The sequence below is a fragment of the Streptomyces sp. NPDC025784 genome (genome assembly GCF_055558435.1).
In genome coordinates, this window is record NZ_JBVHMN010000002.1 from 167,038 (window position 1) to 185,028 (window position 17,991).

Annotated in this window: 11 protein-coding genes; 3 read left to right on the forward strand and 8 right to left on the reverse strand. The window is 72.0% G+C overall.

The genetic code is table 11. The features are described from left to right. The first annotated feature begins 189 nt into the window (after window positions 1-189). Window positions 190-1,500, forward strand: coding sequence for an MFS transporter (locus tag ACZ4IF_RS06850; protein ID WP_467560237.1), 1,311 nt, complete (start codon window positions 190-192; stop codon window positions 1,498-1,500). On the opposite strand, the gene ACZ4IF_RS06855 is transcribed toward ACZ4IF_RS06850, so the two are convergent. The 7 genes from ACZ4IF_RS06855 to ACZ4IF_RS06885 all read right to left on the reverse strand — a co-directional run bounded on the left by ACZ4IF_RS06855 (window position 1,479) and on the right by ACZ4IF_RS06885 (window position 13,312). Further along, window positions 1,479-2,993: an SDR family NAD(P)-dependent oxidoreductase gene (locus ACZ4IF_RS06855; RefSeq protein ID WP_467560239.1), complete on the reverse strand. Its 1,515-nt coding sequence runs from the start codon at window positions 2,991-2,993 to the stop codon at window positions 1,479-1,481. The two genes, ACZ4IF_RS06850 and ACZ4IF_RS06855, sit on opposite strands and share 22 nt — an antisense overlap. A 103-nt stretch (window positions 2,994-3,096) precedes the next feature. Further along, complete coding sequence (locus ACZ4IF_RS06860) at window positions 3,097-4,425, reverse strand: wax ester/triacylglycerol synthase family O-acyltransferase (RefSeq protein WP_467560241.1); 1,329 nt, start codon at window positions 4,423-4,425, stop codon at window positions 3,097-3,099. A gap of 198 nt (window positions 4,426-4,623) precedes the next feature. Then, the gene (locus tag ACZ4IF_RS06865) at window positions 4,624-6,954 is read right to left on the reverse strand and encodes a GH92 family glycosyl hydrolase (protein WP_467560243.1); all 2,331 of its coding nucleotides are present in this window, start codon (window positions 6,952-6,954) and stop codon (window positions 4,624-4,626) included. Between the two features lie 189 nt (window positions 6,955-7,143). Beyond that, window positions 7,144-9,753: a PA14 domain-containing protein gene (locus ACZ4IF_RS06870; protein WP_467560245.1), complete on the reverse strand. Its 2,610-nt coding sequence runs from the start codon at window positions 9,751-9,753 to the stop codon at window positions 7,144-7,146. 259 nt (window positions 9,754-10,012) lie between these two features. After that, window positions 10,013-11,233 carry a glucose-1-phosphate adenylyltransferase gene (gene glgC, locus ACZ4IF_RS06875; RefSeq protein ID WP_028798803.1) on the reverse strand — a complete coding sequence of 407 codons (1,221 nt, stop codon included), beginning with the start codon at window positions 11,231-11,233 and terminating at the stop codon, window positions 10,013-10,015. Window positions 11,234-11,312: 79 nt separating this feature from the next. Continuing rightward, the gene (glgA, locus tag ACZ4IF_RS06880) at window positions 11,313-12,464 is read right to left on the reverse strand and encodes a glycogen synthase (protein ID WP_467560247.1); all 1,152 of its coding nucleotides are present in this window, start codon (window positions 12,462-12,464) and stop codon (window positions 11,313-11,315) included. Between the two features lie 98 nt (window positions 12,465-12,562). Beyond that, a complete protein-coding gene (locus ACZ4IF_RS06885; protein ID WP_467560249.1) occupies window positions 12,563-13,312 on the reverse strand; it encodes a (2Fe-2S)-binding protein in 750 nt (249 codons plus the stop codon). A 210-nt stretch (window positions 13,313-13,522) separates the two neighbouring features. Here ACZ4IF_RS06885 and ACZ4IF_RS06890 point away from each other — a divergent pair, with 210 nt between their 5' ends. Beyond that, entirely contained in the window at window positions 13,523-14,785 is a 1,263-nt protein-coding gene (locus ACZ4IF_RS06890; RefSeq protein ID WP_467560251.1) for a DMT family transporter, read from the forward strand. Here the strand turns inward: ACZ4IF_RS06890 and ACZ4IF_RS06895 are convergent. Then, window positions 14,775-15,947, reverse strand: a complete 1,173-nt coding sequence (locus ACZ4IF_RS06895) for a transglycosylase family protein (RefSeq protein ID WP_467560253.1) — start codon at window positions 15,945-15,947, stop codon at window positions 14,775-14,777. The genes ACZ4IF_RS06890 and ACZ4IF_RS06895 overlap by 11 nt on opposite strands. A gap of 598 nt (window positions 15,948-16,545) precedes the next feature. On the opposite strand from ACZ4IF_RS06895, the gene gndA reads away from it, so the two are divergent. Further along, a complete protein-coding gene (gene gndA / locus ACZ4IF_RS06900; RefSeq protein WP_467560255.1) occupies window positions 16,546-17,985 on the forward strand; it encodes an NADP-dependent phosphogluconate dehydrogenase in 1,440 nt (479 codons plus the stop codon). The last annotated feature ends 6 nt before the right edge of the window (window positions 17,986-17,991 follow it).

Sequence of the window (17,991 nt, forward strand, 5' to 3'; positions counted from 1 at the left end):
CACCGGCACACCGGGGCCGAACCCGCGGGCGCACACCGAACGACGCCCACCGGCCCCGCGCGGCGTGGGACGCCGGAGAACACGGGACACCTGCCGAACGGCCCCTTCTCGCCGCTCTATTGCTCTTGCAAGTAATATGCAACAAGCTTGGCCGGTCCTTACCGCCCCAACAGGTCGCGGAGCCACGCCATGCCCTCACTGCTGCCCGAAGCCGGACCCCAACGCGTCATCGCCGCCTCGAACTTGGTGTACACCGTCGGCAGCGGCCTCTATCTGACCGCCGGAGTCCTGTACTTCACCGAGGCGGTGCGGCTGCCGGCCGGCCAGGTGGGGCTGGGCCTCGGCATCGCGGGGGTCGTCTCGCTCGTCCTGGGCATCGCCGTCGGCCATCTCGCGGACCGGCGCGGCGCCCGCGGCGTCTACGCGGCCACCCTGGCCGTCCAGGCGCTGGCCACGGCGGGCTTCGTGCTGGTGGACGGCTTCTGGTCCTTCGTGCTCGCCGTCGGCGCCGCCACGGGTGCGAAGGCCGCCGGGATCGCCGCACGCAGTCCCCTCATCCGGCACTACGGCGGAAGCCGCCCGCAGGACTTCCGGGCCCATCTGCGCGCCGTGACCAACATCGGCATCTCCCTGGGCGCGCTCCTCGCGGGCTGGGCCGTGCAGGTGGGCACGCACACCGCGTACCAGCTGCTCGTGCTCGGCAACGCCGTCTCACTGGCCGCCGCCGCGGCGATCCTGGTACCCCTGCCGCCGGTCGCGCCCCGGCCGGGGCCGGGCGGCCCTCGCCGGCTCGCGCTGCGCGACCGCCCCTATCTGCTGCTCACCGCGTTGGACGGCGTCATGGCCATCCAGTTCAAGGTGCTGACCGTGGCCGTCCCGCTGTGGCTGGTCGCGGCCACCACCGCCCCGCGCTGGCTGATGTCGGGCACCATGCTCGTCAACACCGCCCTCGTCATCGTGTTCCAGGTGGTGGCGAGCCGCAGCGTCGACTCCCCCACCGCCGGGGGACGCGCCTACCGCCGCTCCGGCGTGGCCTTCCTGGCCTCGTGCTCCCTGATCTCCCTGTCCGCGGGCCTGCCCGCCGGGGCGGCCGCGGCGCTGCTGCTGACCGCCGTCGTGGTGCACACGATCGGTGAGCTGTGGCACGCCGCCGGAGGCTTCGAGGTGTCCTTCTCCCTCGCACCGGAGCACGCCACCGGCCAGTACCTGGGCGTGTTCGGTCTGGGGGCGGGGCTCGCCGAGGCACTGGGGCCCGGCCTGCTCATCGCCCTGTGCATCACCTGGGGCCGGCCCGGCTGGTACGTGGTCGGCGCCCTGTTCACGGTGACGGGACTCGTGGCGCCCGTCGTCGTGCGCCGGGCGCTGCGGGCCGGAGCCCGGGAAGCCGGGGACGTACCCCGTCCGGCTCCCGGGACGTACGGCGTGTCACACGGCGGAAGCCCGGAAGGCAGCGGCGTCCCGGGCCTCCCCGCCCGCGCTCACCACTTGCCCGGCTCGTAGTCCTTCATGAAGACGCCGACGAGGTCCTCGCCCTGCTCGCCACGGACGATGGGGTCGTAGACGCGGGCCGCACCGTCGACGAGGTCGAGCGGGGCGTGGAAACCGGCCTCGGCGAGGCGCAGCTTGTCGTAGTGCGGACGCTCGTCGGTGATCCAGCCCGTGTCGACGGAGGTCATGAGGATGCCGTCGGTCTGGAACATCTCCTGGGCGCTGGTCCGCGTGACCATGTTCATGGCCGCCTTCGCGGCATTGGTGTTGGGGTGCCCGGCACCCTTGTATCCGCGGCCGAAGACGCCTTCCATCGCCGAGACGTTCACGACGTAGGAACGGCCGCTGGCGGCCTTCTTCGCGGCGTCCGCCATCGCCGGGCGCAGAGCGCTGATCAGGATGAACGGCGACGTGTAGTTGCACAGCTGGGTCTCCAGCAGTTCGACCGGCGAGATCTGGTCGATGGTCTGCACCCAGGTGTTGGTGTCGACGACGTCCGGGACGAGGCCGCCGGCGTCGATGGCGGTGCCGTCGAGGTGCCGGGCGACGCTGGCGTTGCCCGCGACGAGCGCGAGGTCGGCGATCTTCTGCGCGTCCAGCCCGCTGCTGCCGAGGGGCAGTGCGGCGATGCCGTCGACGGCGCCGGACCCGAAGGCACCGATGACGTGGTGGGCGGGGAGCTCCCCGGCGGGCAGCGGGGCACTCTCGCCGTCGACCAGGGCCGCGTACGCGGAGGGCAGGCGGCGCACGGTCTGCGTCGCGTTGTTGATCAGGATGTCGAGCGGACCCGCCTCGGTGACCTGCTCGGCGAGAGCGACGGCCTGCGCCGGGTCGCGCAGGTCTATGCCGACGACCTCCAGCCGGTGGATCCAGTCCGCGGAGTCGTCCATGGCCTTGAAGCGGCGGATGGCGTCCTTGGGGAAGCGGGTGGTGATCGTGGTGTGGGCGCCGTCGCGCAGCAGCCGCAGCGCGATGTACATGCCGATCTTGGCGCGGCCGCCGGTGAGCAGGGCGCGCTTGCCCGTGAGGTCGGCGCGGGCCTCGCGCTTGGCGCGGTTCGTCCGGGCGCAGTCGGGACAGAGCTGGTGGTAGAAGTAGTCGACCTCGACGTAGCGGGACTTGCAGGTGTAGCAGGACCGGGGGCGCTGGAGTATCCCGGCGACCTGGCCCGCCTCGGTGACCGACGACGGCAGGATGCCCTCGGTCTCGTCGTCGATGCGCTGGGCGGAGCCGGTCGCGGTGGCCTCGGTGACCGCCTTGTCGTGGGCGGTCTTGGCGGCCCGTCGCTCCTGGCGGCGGCGCTGCTTCACCGTGCGGTAGATGCCGGCGGTGGCCCGGCGCACGGTGATGGCGTCGGGGTGGTCGACCTCCAGCTCGTCGAGCTCGTCGAGCACGCTGAGGCAGACGGCCAGCCGCTCCGGGTCGATACCGGGGCCGTACGAGAACCCCGCCGCCTCTGCCGTGTCCACGGCGGGGGTCGCCTGGCCGTCCTCTGTCACCGTCATCGCCTTGGCCGTTCCTCGGGTCCGTGCGCCGCGTTCGAACCGCGCTCGCTTTCGAAGGCGGAATTTTACGGAGCAATCGTGCGCGGCACCAAACCCGTGGTGATCAGGAACGGCAGGCGGTGATCAGGGTCTCCACCTCCTCGGACAGCGCACGCGCCAGCAGCCCCAGGTCGGGCACGGCTTTCGCGTCGGCGACGAGTCCGTAGTGAACTCGGCCACGGTAGGTCGAGACGGCCACCGCCAGCGCCTGCCCGCGGGCGAGCGGGGCGAAGGGGTAGACCTCGGCGAGCGGGCAGCCGCCGAGCTTCAGGCCGAGGCTGGGCAGCGGCACGCTCGTGACGAGGATGTCGAAGAGCAGCCGGGCCGCCTGTCCGACGACGGGCCCGCCGAGCCGGTGCCCGAGCGGCGGCACGTGGTCGGCCAGCAGCGCGACCGCGCCCGCTCCCCGGTTGGGCCCCGCGTCCTTGTTGCGGTCCATGGCCGTGCGCACCGCGCGCAGCCGTCCGAGCGGGTCGGGGTCGTCGACAGGAAGCCGTATCAAGTAACCGGAGAGCCGGTTGCCCTGTGGGTGCGCGGTGCGCGGCCGGCGCCGGGAGACGGGGATCAGGGCGCGCGGGGCGACTCCCTCGCTGCCGTCGCCGCGCTCGTCCAGCCAGCAGCGCAGGGCGCCGGCGACGACGGCGATCAGGACGTCGTTGACGGTGCCGCCGACGGTCTTGCGGACGCGGTGCACGTCGTCGAGGTCGAGGACCACGCCGGCGGTGCGGCGGGTCCCGGTGGGCTCGGAGGTGAGCGCCGGCGAGGACCGTACGTCCAGGGTGGCGCGGGCGACCGAGGTGCCGATGTCGAGGGCGCGGCCCACGTCGGTGAGGGTGCCGCGGACCAGGCCGGGGAGCTTGCGGACGTCGGGGAGGAGTCCCCGGGGGGCCTCCGCGGGGCGCGGGCGGGGCTCCGGCATGTCCATCGGGTCCATGATCGCGGCGGCGAGCATCAGCGCCCTGAGGCCGTCGGCGAGCGCATGGTGGAACTTGAAGAGGACGGCGAAGGAGACGCCTTCCGCGCCGGGCAGGACGTGCGCCTCCCACGGCGGCCGGCCGCGCTCCAGCGGACGCTCCATGAGCCGGCCCGCGGCGGCCTGGAAGTCGTCCGTCGGTGCGTGCAGCCGGACGTGGTCGAGCGGTTCGAAGTCGGGGGCGGCTTCGCGGGTCGCGCTGCCGAAGGCGAGCGGGGCCAGCGGCTGCCACACGTCGCGGATGCGCATGCGCAGCCCGGGCACCGCGGCGGCGCGGGCCGCGAGCAGGTCCGCGGCGTGCGCGCCCGCGGTGGGCGAGTGGGCGGTGAAGACGCCCAGGGCACCCAGATGCATGGGGTGCTCGGCGGACTCGATGTTCCAGAACGCCAGGTCGAGTGGTGCCAGCGGATCTGAAGTCAAAGGTTTGCTCTCGCGTCGACGACGGGGTGGAGACAAGCAGTCAAACCCCGACAGGCGATTACGGTCAAGTACGATCAAGCTACGCACAGTTAACAGCAGATTAAGTCCCGCCCCAAGAGTGAGGGGCGGGACATTTGCGCGACTGCCGAGCCGCGTGGGGCTCGTGGTGCGCCGCCGGTGCTGGCGGCGCGGCGGCCGTCAGTTCAGTGCGGGGGGCGCGGCTCCTTCGGACGTCCCCCACTCGGACGGGTCGGCCCCCACCGTGAAGGAGAGCGCGCGCGAGTCCCGCAGGGTGTCGGTGGTCAGGTACGTCCGGTCATAGGGTGTCCCGTCGACCTTGGCCGACCGGATGTACCGGTCACCCTCCGAGGTGCCCGGCGCCGTGACGGTCAGGGCGCCGCGCGGGTAGTAGCGCCGGTCGAGGGTCAGGTCCACCCGCTCGAACACGGGGGTCGACAGGCCCCAGGTGTCGTAGCCCGGCTGGACCGGGAAGATCCCGATGGACGAGAGCACGTTCCAGGCGGACATCGTGCCCAGGTCGTCGTTCCCGGTCATGCCCGTCGGCCCGTCCGTGAACAGGGTCAGGGCGGCATGCACCACGTCGGTCGTCTTCCACGGCTGACCGGTCGACAGGTACGTGTACGGGGCGATGAGGTCGGGCTCGTTCTGCGGGTTGTACTTGTCCGCGTTGTAGTAGTCGTACGGACCGTTGACCCACACCTCCCGGGCGGTCCCCGCCGGGTCCTTCAGCAGCTGGTCGTACGCGAAGAACGAGTCGAGCCGGTCGTTCGCCGCCTGGTTGCCGCCGATCAGCCCGACCATGCCCGGCAGGTCCTGCGGCACGAGCCACTGGTACTGCCAGGACGTGCCCTCGTGGAAGCCCTCGCTCAGGGCGGGGTCCGCCGGTCCGGTGAAGGTGCCCGAGGCGTCCCGTGCGCGGAAGAAGCCGGTCGAACCGTCGTGGATCCTGCGGTAGTTCTGCGCCCGCGCGGCATAGCGGGCGGCGTCCGCGTCGTGACCCAGGTCGCGTGCCATCGCCCCGAGCATCGCGTCCGACAGGGCGTATTCGAGCGTCGCGGAGGCGCCGTGGTCGTAGTCCGAGTCGCCGGGCTTCGCGTGGGGGCGGTCCTTGACGTAGGGCACGAAGCCGTTCGCGACGTACTCCTTGTTCGCCTCGCGTCCCACGGCGGGCGAGTCGGCGGGCGGCACCCCGTCGGCGTTCTTCTTCAGGGCCCGGTAGGCCCGCTCCTCGTACCCCTTGAGCAGGCCCTGCTGGTAGGCGTTGGTGAGGAACGGGGTGACGGGGTCGCCGGTCATGATGTTCGTCTCGACCGTGCCGTACCCCCACTTGGGCAGCCAGCCGCTCTCCTCGTCGATCTTGATGACGGAGATCGCCATGTCCCGTGCCTCGCGCGGCGCGAGCAGGGACAGCAGCTGCGACTGGGTGCGGTAGGTGTCCCAGAGCGACCAGTTCTGGTAGTAGGTGAAGCCCTGGGCACGGTGGATCTTCTGGTCCCAGCCGGTGTAGCGGCCGTCGGCGTCGCTGCCGATGTTGGGGGCCAGGAAGGAGCGGTAGAGCGACGAGTAGAAGGTCCGGCGCAGGGAGTCGGCGCCACCCCGGACCCGCACGTCGTCGAGCCGGTCCTCCCACGCGCGGCGGGCGCCCGCGCGGACGGCGTCGAACGAACGGCCGCCCTCGGAGCGGAGGTTGACCGCCGCGCCGTGCGCGTCCACGTACGACAGCGCTGTGGTCGCCTCGACCGTACGGTCCTTCGTGGTGTCGAAGCGGACGAAGGCGCCGGCACGTCCGGTGCCCTTCGTGTTCCTGGAACCCTCGGTGACCGTGTCGCCGTTCCAGGTGCCGGAGGTCGTGAAGGGCCGGTCGAAGCGGGTGATCGTGTACACGGTGTAGGGCCGGGTGTCCTGGCAGAAGCCGCTGCCGGTGATCGCCGTGCGCACCGTGCGGTCGTCGAGGATCTCGACCTCGGTGGAGAGCGTCCTGTGCAGCGACTGGCCCGTGTTCAGCAGGACGTTGGCCTTGTCCGTGGCCGGGAAGGTGTAGCGCTGCACGCCGGTGCGCGCGGTCGCGGTCAGCTCGGCGTCGATGCCCGTCTTCAGGCCGACGCGGTAGTAGCCGGGTTCGGCCGTCTCGCTCTCGTGGCCGAACTCCGCCTGGTACTGCGCGTAGTCCGTCCGTGTGACGTCGCCCGTGGTCGGCAGCACGGGCAGGTCGCCGCCGAGGCCGCATCCGACACCGGAGAGATGGACGAGGGAGAAGCCGCGGATGTGGTTCTGCGAGTAGTCGTAGCCGGTGTTGTGGCCGGTGTCCGGCGAGAACTGCACCATGCCGAAGGGCACGGCGGCGCCGGGGTAGGTGTTTCCCTCGTTCTCGGTGCCGATGAACGGGTTGACCAGATCGGTGAGGCGGCCGTCGCTCGGTTCGGCGGCCTGTGCGGTGGGCAGGGCGAACAGCGCGGACGCTGCCACCAGCCCGGCCGTGCACAGACGCAGGCGCCGGGTCCATCTCATGCGGGAGACCTCCGGTGGGTCGACATCGTTGTCCTGATGGTCGGGGTGGCCGGCCCCTTTTCCCGACGGGGCTTGCCGGGAGACAGGTGTCGGCCGGGGAACGGGGCCGGGCTGCCCGCGCGGCCGCCCGGCACCCGGTTGCGGCCGGGTTCCCGGGCGGCCTCGGGCCGCCCGGGAGGCTGCGCCGGATCAGGTTCCGGGGCAGCCCGCGGGCGCGGCCCGGGACGCGTCACGGATGAGCGCCTCGTGCGCGGCCCGCACCCGGGCCACGTCCGGCTTCACGACCCGGCGGTCATAGGTCATGAGGCCGTTGAGCTCGCCCTCCACGTCCGAGATCTGGGTGTAGACCGCGCCGTTGCCGCCCCGGCAGGCGAGCGCGCGCACCTCGTCGAGACGGGCCAGATAGCCGTCGGTGTACGCCGCGGGGTCCACGTCCACGTACGACTGCTGGACGGCCCAGGCATGCCCGGGCACCGCCAGGCCGAGACCGCCGTACTCGCCGCTGACGAGGGCGCGTTCGCCGTCCGGGGAGGGTGGCAGCGCGGGACTCGGATAGCCGTGCTCGTCCATGATGTCGCCGCTGCCGCCGTCCGCCCCGAGGTTGAGGCCCGACATCCCGTTCACGAGCCGTGTCGGGTCCCAGGCCTTGGCCTGGTCGGCGATCCGGGTCTCGTCGTACTGGCCCCAGCCCTCGTTGAACGTCACCCACATGACCACCGACGGGCTGCTGACATGGTCCTCGATCATCCGTTTCATCTCGCGTTCGTACTCGGCGCGCGACGCGGCGCTCGGGTCCACCCCCGCGGTCATCGCGGGCATGTCCTGCCAGACCAGCAGGCCCAGCCGGTCCGCCCAGTAGAACCAGCGGTCGGGCTCCACCTTGATGTGCTTGCGCACCGCGTTGTAGCCGAGCCGCTTGTGCATCCTCAGGTCGTACGCGAGGGCCTCGTCCGTCGGCGCGGTGTGCAGACCGTCGGGCCAGAAACCCTGGTCGAGCGTGGCCATCATGAACACGGGCTTGCCGTTGAGGAGGGTGCGCGGGGTGCCGTCGACCTTCTGCACGGCGATCGACCGCATCCCGAAGTAGCTGCCGACCCGGTCCGCTCCCACGGTGACCACCAGGTCGTACAGGAACGGGTCGTCCGGGGACCACAGGTGCGGCTCCGCGATGTCCAGGGCCAGCGGCTGCCCGGTGCGCCCGCTCGCGGTCGCGACCTTCCGCTTCCCGTCGTAGGCGGTCGCCGTGAACGGCAGTCCGTCGCGCACTCCCCTGGGCTCCACGGTGACCTTGCCGTCCGGGACGTCCGGCGTGAGCTTCAGCGAGTCGACGTGGTCGGCCGCGACCGGTTCCATCCACACCGTCTGCCAGATCCCCGACGACGGGGTATACCAGATGCCGCTCGGATCCAGGCGCTGCTTGCCGACGGGCGGGTTCTCCCCGTCGGACGCGTCGGTCGGGTCGTACACCCCGACGATCAGCTCCTGGGTACGGCCCGGCTTCAGCGCGTCGGTGACGTCGGCGGAGAACTTGTCGTAGCCGCCCTGGTGTTCGGCCACCTCGACGCCGTTGACGTACACCTTCGCCCGCCAGTCGACCGCGCCGAAGTTGAGCCGCAGCCGCTTGCCTGAGCCGATCCGCCAGTCCGTCGGGACGGTGAACGTGCGGCGGTACCACATGCGGTCCTCGTGGCGTTCGAGGCCGGAGAGCTGTGACTCCACGGGGTACGGGACGAGGATGTGCTCGCCCAGGGTCCTGCCGACCGGCGGCCGTTCACCGGCCTCGGCCGCCGCGAACTGCCAGCGCCCGTTGAGGTTCCTCCAGGCGGTGCGGGTCAGTTGGGGCCTCGGATACTCGGGCAGGGCGTTGTCCGGTCCGACCTCGTCGGCCCACCGGGTGCGCAGCTCGTGAGTGGAGCGGTTGGGGCCGCTGCTCCAGAAGGCGCCGATCGCCTTCCCCCCGGCGGCGAGTCCGCCGTTGCCGTCGTAGCGGATGTCGGCGGTGCCACGCGCGGTGCCGGTCTTGTTGCCGACGACGGGTTCCTCGAGCGCGACGAGCACGGACCTGGGGTCCGCGGGGTCGGGCCGGGCCTTCCCGAGCGGCCATGCGGCGCCGCCGACGACCGCCTCGACGTGGTCGGTCAGGCCGCTGGGCAGGCGGTCGAGGGGGCGTGCGAAGTCGAGCTTGAGGGTGCGCCCGTCGGCGAGGACCGTCGCGGCGAGGGCGCCGTCGTAGGCGTAGCCGTCGGGCAGGCGGAACGCCGACTGCGGCACGGCCACCTTGCTGCCGCCCGGCTCGGTCCAGCGCAGATGGAGGTTGGAGCCGCCGTAGTGCTCGAAGTACTCCAGTTTGATGTCGTAGGCGTGACCGGCCGTCAGATCGATGGGCTGCGCGGTCTGTTCGCGGTCCCAGTCGTCCACCCAGTGGTCGATGACGAGCCTGCCGTCGATCCAGAGGCGGAAGCCGTTGTCACCGATGACGGAGAAGGTGGTGGGGCCCGTCCTCTCGGGCACGATCCTGCCGGTCCAGCGGACGCTGACATCGTTGTCCTGGCCCGTGGTGAAGCGCAGCCGGGATTCGAGGTCGGCGAAGTCGAGCCGGGGGTCGAAGCCGGTGGCCTTGAGCTCGTGGAAGTCGAAGGCGCCGGGCGCGGACTGGGTGTAGTACTCGCCCTTCAGCCCGTGGATCTCCACGGGGTCGTCGGCCGCCGCCGGCGCGGCGGTCAGTCCGCCCAGGCCCAGCGCCACGGCGAGCAGCGCGGCGAGGCGGCCCCTGAGTCTTCCGAGTCTGGTGGTGCGCACGAATCCTCCTCGTCGAGGACGGGTGTGTGGGCACTTGCACGTGTGGAACAACGTTGTAAACGGGAGCAGTTGGCATGACAACACGGGGTTCCGCTTCCTGTCCAGGGACCTGACAAGGGCGGGACGGCGCCGCACTCCGCGGTGGCGGCGGCCGGACACGACGGAAGCCCGGGCGGCACGCCGGGATCGCGGCGGCGAGCGGACACGGCGACGGCCCCGGTGCCGGTGAGGCGCACCGGGGGCCGTGGGACCGGCGGGTCTACGACACGCGCTGGCCCTTGCCCAGCGCGATCACCCCGCCCTTGGAGACCGTGTAGAGGTCCGCGTCCCGTTCCGGGTTGACGCCGATCGTCGCCCCCGGCGGCACCTCGACGTTCTTGTCGAGGATCGCGCCGCGCACCACGGCGCCCCGGCCGATGTGCACGTTGTCGTGGAGCACCGACCCCTGCACCACCGCTCCCGGGTCCACGACGACGCCCGGGGAGAGCACGGACCGGGTGACCTGCCCACGGATCAGGCAGCCCGCGCTGATGATGGACTCCCCCGCGATGCCACCGGCGTTGAATCTCGCGGGCGACAGCTGCCCGGAGTGGGTGTAGACGGGCCAGCTGCGGTTGTACAGGTTGAACGCCGGCCGCTCGGCGATCAGGTCCATGTGGGCCTCGTAGTACGCGTCGAGGGTGCCGACGTCGCGCCAGTAGCCCTGGTCCCGGCTGGTCTCGCCCGGGACGTGGTTGTCGCTGAAGTCGTACAGCTGCGCCTCGCCCCGCTCGGTGAGCATCGGCAGGATCGAGCCGCCCATGTCGTGCACCGAGTGCTCGTCCTCGGCGTCCCGCTGGAGCGCCTCGATGAGGGCCTTGGTGGTGAAGATGTAGTTGCCCATGGAGGCGAACACGCACCCCGGGTCGTCCGGCAGTCCGGGCGGGTCGGCGGGCTTCTCCAGGAAGCCCTGCACGGTCTGCCCGTCGGAGCCCGGACTGATCACCCCGAAGGACGAGGACTCCGCGCGCGGCACCCGTATCCCGGCCACCGTCACGCCCGCGCCGCCCTCGATGTGCTGGGCGAGCATCTGGCGCGGGTCCATGCGGTAGACGTGGTCGGCTCCGAACACCGCTATGTAGTCGGGCTGTTCGTCGTACACGAGGTTGAGGGACTGCAGGATCGCGTCGGCGCTGCCCAAGTACCAGCGCGGGCCCAGTCGTTGCTGCGCCGGGACGGGCGTGACGTAGTTGCCGAGCAGGCTGGACATCCGCCAGGTCGTCGTCACGTGCCGGTCCAGCGAGTGCGACTTGTACTGCGTCAGCACGCAGACGCGCAGGATGTCGGCGTTGACGAGATTGGAGAGCACGAAGTCGACGAGGCGGTACGTGCCGCCGAAGGTGACCGCGGGTTTCGCGCGGTCCGCGGTGAGGGGCATGAGCCTCTTGCCCTCTCCACCCGCCAGTACGATTCCCAGCACCGAAGGCCCACCGCGTCGCATAACCGCCGCCCCTCTACGCCCGGTCGGGCCGCGCCCGGTCCCGGACCGGCCCTCTCGCTGAACTGTGCCTGTCCGATGGTTACCCCGCTTTGAGGACTTCCTCGTACAACTGGACGGTCCGCCGGGCCACCGCGTCCCAGCCGAACTCCCGCACCGCGCGCACCCGTCCGGCCTCGCCCATGCGCCGTGCGTCGTCCGGGTCGGCGATCAGCGCGTCCAGGGCGCGGGCCAGCCCCGCCTCGAACTCGTCGTCGACCGGAACGAGAACGCCGGTCGTCCCGTCGTCGACGACCTCGGGGATGCCGCCGACCCGTGAGGCGACCACCGCGGTGCCGCAGGCCATCGCCTCCAGGTTGACGATGCCCAGCGGTTCGTAGACCGACGGGCAGACGAACACGGCCGCGTGCGTGAGGAGTTGGATGACGTCGGGGCGCGGCAGCATCTGCGGGATCCAGTGCACGCCCTCCCGCACGGCGCTCAGCTCCCGGAAGAGCTCGCGGAACTCGCGGTCGATCTCCGGGGTGTCGGGGGCGCCCGCGCACAGCACCACCTGCGCGGCAGGGGCGATGTCCCGTACGGCGCGCATCAGTTGGGGCACACCCTTCTGCCGGGTGATGCGTCCGACGAACAGGACGTAGGGGCGGCCGGCGTCGACGCCGATGCGGTCCAGCACGTCCGTGCCGTGGTCGGGCCGGTAGAGCGCGGTGTCGATGCCGTTGTGCACGACGCGGACCTTGGCCGGGTCCAGGGCCGGATAGCAGGTCAGGATGTCCTCGCGCATCGCGCCGGAGACGGCGATCACGGCGTCCGCGGCCTCGATGGCGGTGCGCTCGGCCCAGCTGGACAGGGCGTATCCGCCGCCGAGCTGCTCGGCCTTCCAGGGACGCAGGGGTTCCAGCGAGTGGGCGGTCACCACGTGCGGGATACCGTGCTGGAGCTTGCCGAGGTGGCCCGCGAGGTTGGCGTACCAGGTGTGCGAGTGGACGAGTTCACGGCCGTCGAGCGCGGCGGCGATGGACAGGTCCACGGAGAAGGTACGCAGGGCGTCGTTGGCGCCGTCGAGCGAGGACCAGGGCCGGTGGCGGACGACCCCACCCGCGCCTCCCTCGCCCCAGCAGTGCACGTCGAGTTCCGTGAGGCTGCGCAACTCCCGTGCGAGGAACTCGACATGGACGCCCGCGCCACCGTACACGTCGGGCGGGTACTCCCGGGTCAGCAGTCCCACGCGCACACAGAACCCCCCATCTGGCGACTGGTACCCTCATGGTCACCCAGTCGGGGCGGTTGGGGAAGACCACCGGTCGGGGCTGTGGCGACCGACGGGCTCGCTCAGGGACCGGCGGGCTTGCTGCGGGGCGGGCGGTCGAAGCAGCAGTCGCCGCACAGCCCGCCGCCGGGCAGCCGGTAATAGAGGCAACAGCTGCGACGCCGGAGCGTCCCCGGGGCGAGGGTGGCGGCGAGACGGGGATCCGCGAGGAGCCCGGCGGCGAGGGACCGGGCCCGCTCCCCGACGTCACTGCGCCCGTGCGCCCGGGCCCAGCGGTCGAGCTGGCGTGCCGCGCCGGCCAGCGCCGATCCCGCGTTGCCCCACAACAGGCCTGGTGAGACGTGATAGCGGGAGTGCAGGACGGCTGCCAGCGGGGCGAGGTGGGCGTCCAGGACGAGACGGCCGACAGCGGTGTCGGGCAGGGGCCGCACCTCGGCCAGCCACAGGTCCTCCGGGGCGCTGCCGTCCGGGTCCCAGTGGAGCAGCTCCGGGTCGAGATCGGGTACCTGTCCGTACAGGGCCGCCGCACCGAGCGCGACGGACCACAGCCGGGCGGCCAGGGCCTGCTGGGCCACGGAGACCGCGACGCGCACCTCGGGCGCCCGGAGACTCTGCGTGACCTTGCGGACGCGGAAAGTTACCGGATCCTCGTAAACATCTTCCCGGGCATCTTCTGGAGTCGCCGCGTAGGCCTCCCGGAGGGTGGGCAGCGGGCCGCGCGGCGGTACGCCGGTGCGTAGTACGGAGAAGCCGCCGAGCGCGCCGAGCGCCGTGAGCCGGGGGTCGAGGTCCACGAAGAGCAGTAGTACCAAGCCCCCTAGGGGTGACCACCAGCGGGTCGGGGCCTCATGTCGCCCACCTTGGGGAGGAGCGAGGGCGATTCGTACTCCATCGGCAGTAGGACCCAATGACTGCTCAGGGACGACGACGAGAACTAAATCACGGGGCATCGTTGTTCCCATGCAAGCCGACCGTTCGTCGCGCCGGGCCGAGCGCCCACGCCGTACGCAGAGGAGGGACCCATGAGCGCCCTCGCTTTGTCCGTGCTGCTCTCGTTCGTTTCCGCCGTCGCGTACGCAGGCGGTGCGATCGTGCAGGAGCAGGTCGCCCTGACCTCTCCGGGTCAGACCTACGCACCACTGCACAGGCCGAGCTGGTGGGCCGCGGTGGCACTCAACGGCCTCGGCGGGCTGCTGCACGTGGCAGCACTCGCCTACGGACCGCTGAGCCTCGTACAGCCGCTGGGCGCGCTGACCATCGTCTTCGCGCTGCCGATGGCGGCCCTCTTCGTGGGCCGCAGGGCCGGGGCGACCGCATGGCGCGGCGCCATCATGGCCACGGTGGGTCTCGCGGGCCTGCTGTCTCTCGTCGGCTCCTCCGACGCGCAGTCCCTGGGCGGCGCCGAGCGTGTGGCGCTGGCCCTGGTCTCCGCCGGCGCGGTCGCCGCGCTGATGGTGGCGGGGCGGGCCGCGCACCGGCACCCCGCGGTGCGCAGTGTGCTGCTCGCCGTGGCGGCGGGCGTCGCGTTCAGCATGTCCTCGGTGTTCACCAAGACGGTCGCCGTGGACTGGTCGCAGCAGGTCTCGCTCTCCGACCTGTCCAGCCTCGCCGTGATCGGCGTCTTCGCGACGGCAGGCATGCTGCTGTCGCAGGCGTCCTACCGCGGCGGCGGTCTGGCGGCGCCGCTGTCGACCCTGACGGTGGTGAACCCCGTGGTGGCGGCGGCCGTCGGCATCACGATGTTCGGCGAAACCTTCCGCTACGGCACGACCGGCACCGCGCTCGCACTGGGCTGCGGCGTCGTCGCCGCGGGCGGGCTGATCCTCCTCACCACCGAGCGGATCGGCGGCAGCCGTCCGGAGAACGCGCCCGTCCCGGCGCAGCTCACGCAGGAAGCGGCCCCGCGGGGTCTGGGCGGCGAACCCCTCGCGGTTCCCGTCGTCCCCGAAGCGGTGCTCCCGGCCGACCTGGCCCTGCCGGACCAGGTGCCTCTAGGGCTGGACGCCGACCTGGCGGTCGTCGCGGCCGCGGAGGCGGACTCGACTCTCGCCGCCCTCACGGCGGGCGAGGCGGACGTCGAGGAGCTCCTGGCGGGGCTTCCGGAGCCGTCCGTGGTCGAGGACGTCCTCCTGCCGGCCCCGCGGCGGACGCCGGCGACCGCGGCGGCGCAGGGCGCGTCGCAGGACACCGCGGTCGACGAACTGCCCCGCTACACGGCCATGTACGGCGGGCCCTACCTGCCGATCCCGTTCGTGAACCACCACCGCACAAGGGTCAAATCCTGACCCCGCCCGCCCTCAGGTAGGCAACCGGGTCGATGTCGGACCCGAAGCCGGGCCCCGTCCGCACTTCGAAGTGCAGATGCGGGCCCGTGCTGTTGCCCGTGGACCCGGAGCGGCCGATCCGCTGGCCGCCGACGACGTTCTGCCCCGCCTTCACGGAGATCGCCGACAGGTGGCCGTACTGCGTGTATCGGCCGTCGGCGTGCCGTATCACCACCTGGTAGCCGTAGGAGCCGCCCCAGCCCGAGCTGACGACGTGGCCCGCCGCGACCGACTTCACGGACGTGCCGGTGGGCACGGGGAAGTCCACGCCCGTGTGGTAGCCCTTCGACCACGACGACCCGGCGGCGCGGTAGGGCGTCCCGGTCGCCGCGTTCACGGGGGCGACGACGGACGGGGCCCTCCTGGCCTTCTCCTGCTCGGCCTTCTCCTGCTCGGTGCGCTCCTCCTCGGTCTTCTGCGCCTTGGTCCTGTCGGTCGTGGACCGGTGCGCCGGGGCGGGCGACCGCTCCTTGCGGACGGGTGTGCGCTGCGTGCCGTGCAGGTCGAGGCGCTGGCCGGGCAGGATCAGGTCCGGGTCGGCACCCACCGTCCCGCGGTTCGCGGCGTACAGGCCCTGCCAGCCGCCCCGGACGTGCCGCGCGTCGGCGATGCCGGACAGCGTGTCTCCCTGGACGACGGTGTACATCTCGGCGGTGCCCGCCTGCGACTGCGGCGTCGTCTGCGGTTTCACGTCCCGTACGGAGCGCTGCGCCGTACCGGCGGGGTGGATGTCGGGATTGCCGCCGCCCCTGGTCAGCCCGGCGCGGACCGAGCACACCGGCCAGGCGCCGGGCCCCTGACCTCCGAGCACCTTCTCGGCGACGGCGATCTGCTGGTCCTTGGTGGCCTGGTCGGCACGGTGCGCGTAGGCCGTGCCGCCGTAGGCCTCCCAGGTCGACTGGGTGAACTGGAGACCGCCGTAGTAGCCGTTGCCCGTGTTGATGCTCCAGTTGCCGCTGGACTCGCACGCGGCGACCTTGTTCCAGGTGCCGACGTCGGCCGCGTGGGCGGAGCCGGCCCCGACGAGCGGGAGTGCGATGCCCGCGCCACCCGCCGTGACGGTCAGCGACGCCCGGTTGATCCTGTTGGGCTGATACCGGCGGTGCCGACCGCGTTCGGCCATGAGCGAGCCCCCTCGACATGCGTCAGGAGCGGCAAAACTAAGCGTGCGGAACAGGCCAGGACAAGACGGCAACCGGTCGCTCCGAAACGGCGGTCGAGCGGTGAAACGCAGGGGGCGGGCGCGTCGTCCCGGCATCGGGCGCGGGCGCGGGCGGAGCCCGTCCGGGCCGTACTTCGTGCAGTGGGCCACCGACCCGACGCAGTAGAGAGGCGAGTCGGCCCGTGCGACGCCGCTCTCCCGGGGCGCCGCGGCGGGCCGGTCTGCCGGTGCGAAACGCCGGCGCGGGGCCTGTTCGACGGCACGGACGTCCGCTCGGCGGCGCGGCGCAAAACGTTCGACGGCCGTCGATCCGCCGATTCCCGAGGCAGCGGGCGGTCCGGAGGCCGTCGACGGGCCGGCCGTGCCCGGGCCACGGCGTCCGGTCCTGCGGCCACGCCGTGCGCGCTCCGCGGGCGGCGCACGGCGCGGCCCGGCGTTCCCGTGCGTACCCACCCACCACGCGTCAGGATGGCAGGGGGCAATACTGGCCGAGCAGGACCGGCAGCACTGACGAGCACGACTGGCAACACCGATTCCAGGATCCTTAGGAGCCAACCGTATGAGCACTTCAGCCCAGATCGGCGTCACGGGTCTCGCGGTCATGGGGCGCAATCTCGCCCGCAACTTCGCGCGCAACGGCTACACGGTCGCCGTGCACAACCGCACCGTGGCGCGGACGAACGCGCTGGTCGAGGAGTTCGGCCACGAGGGCGAGTTCGTGGCGGCCGAGACCGCGAAGGACTTCGTGGCCGCGCTGGAACGGCCGCGACGCCTGGTGATCATGGTGAAGGCGGGCGATCCGACCGACGCGGTGATCGAGGAGTTCGCCCCGCTCCTGGAGCCCGGCGACATGATCATCGACGGTGGCAACGCGCACTTCGCCGACACCCGGCGCCGTGAGCGCGCCCTGCGCGAGCAGGGCATCCATTTCGTGGGCACGGGCGTCTCCGGCGGCGAGGAGGGCGCGCTGCACGGACCGAGCATCATGCCGGGCGGCTCGAAGGAGTCGTACGCGTCGCTCGGACCGATGCTGGAGAAGATCTCCGCGAAGGCGAAGGACGGGGCGCCCTGTGTGACGCACGTCGGCCCCGACGGCGCCGGGCACTTCGTGAAGATGGTCCACAACGGCATCGAGTACGCGGACATGCAGCTGATCGGCGAGGCGTACCAGCTGCTGCGCGACGTCGCCGGGTACTCCCCCGCGCAGATCGCCGACATCTTCCGCACCTGGAACACCGGCCGGCTCGACTCCTACCTGATCGAGATCACCGCCGAGGTGCTGTCGCACGTGGACGCGGCAACGGGCAAGCCGTTCGTCGACGTCGTCCAGGACCGGGCGGAGCAGAAGGGCACGGGCCGTTGGACCGTGCAGATCGCCCTGGACCTCGGCGTGCCGGTGTCCGGCATCGCGGAGGCCGTCTTCGCGCGCTCCCTGTCCGGGCACGCCGACCTGCGTGCCGCGTCGCGCGGGCTCGCCGGCCCGAAGGCCGAGCAGCTCGACGAGGCGCAGGCCGCGGCCTTCGCGGACCGGGTGGAGCAGGCGCTGTACGCGTCGAAGATCGTCTCCTACACGCAGGGCTTCCACGAGATCCAGGCGGGCAGCGACGAGTACGACTGGAACATCGACCTGGGCGCCGTCTCGTCCATCTGGCGCGGCGGCTGCATCATCCGGGCGGCCTTCCTCGACCGGATCCGGGCCGCCTACGACGCCCGGCCCGACCTGCCCAGCCTGCTGTCGGACGAGACCTTCGCCCAGGAGATCGCCGCGGCCCAGGACGACTGGCGCGAGGTGCTCGTCGCGGCCACCCGCCAGGGCGTGCCGGCGCCGGGCTTCTCCGCCGCCCTCGCCTATTACGACGCGCTGCGCGCCGACCGGCTGCCCGCCGCCCTCACGCAGGGGCAGCGGGACTTCTTCGGGGCGCACACCTACCGTCGGACCGACCGGGAGGGTTCGTTCCACACGCTGTGGGGCGGGGACCGGTCGGAGGTCGAGGCGTAGTACGCG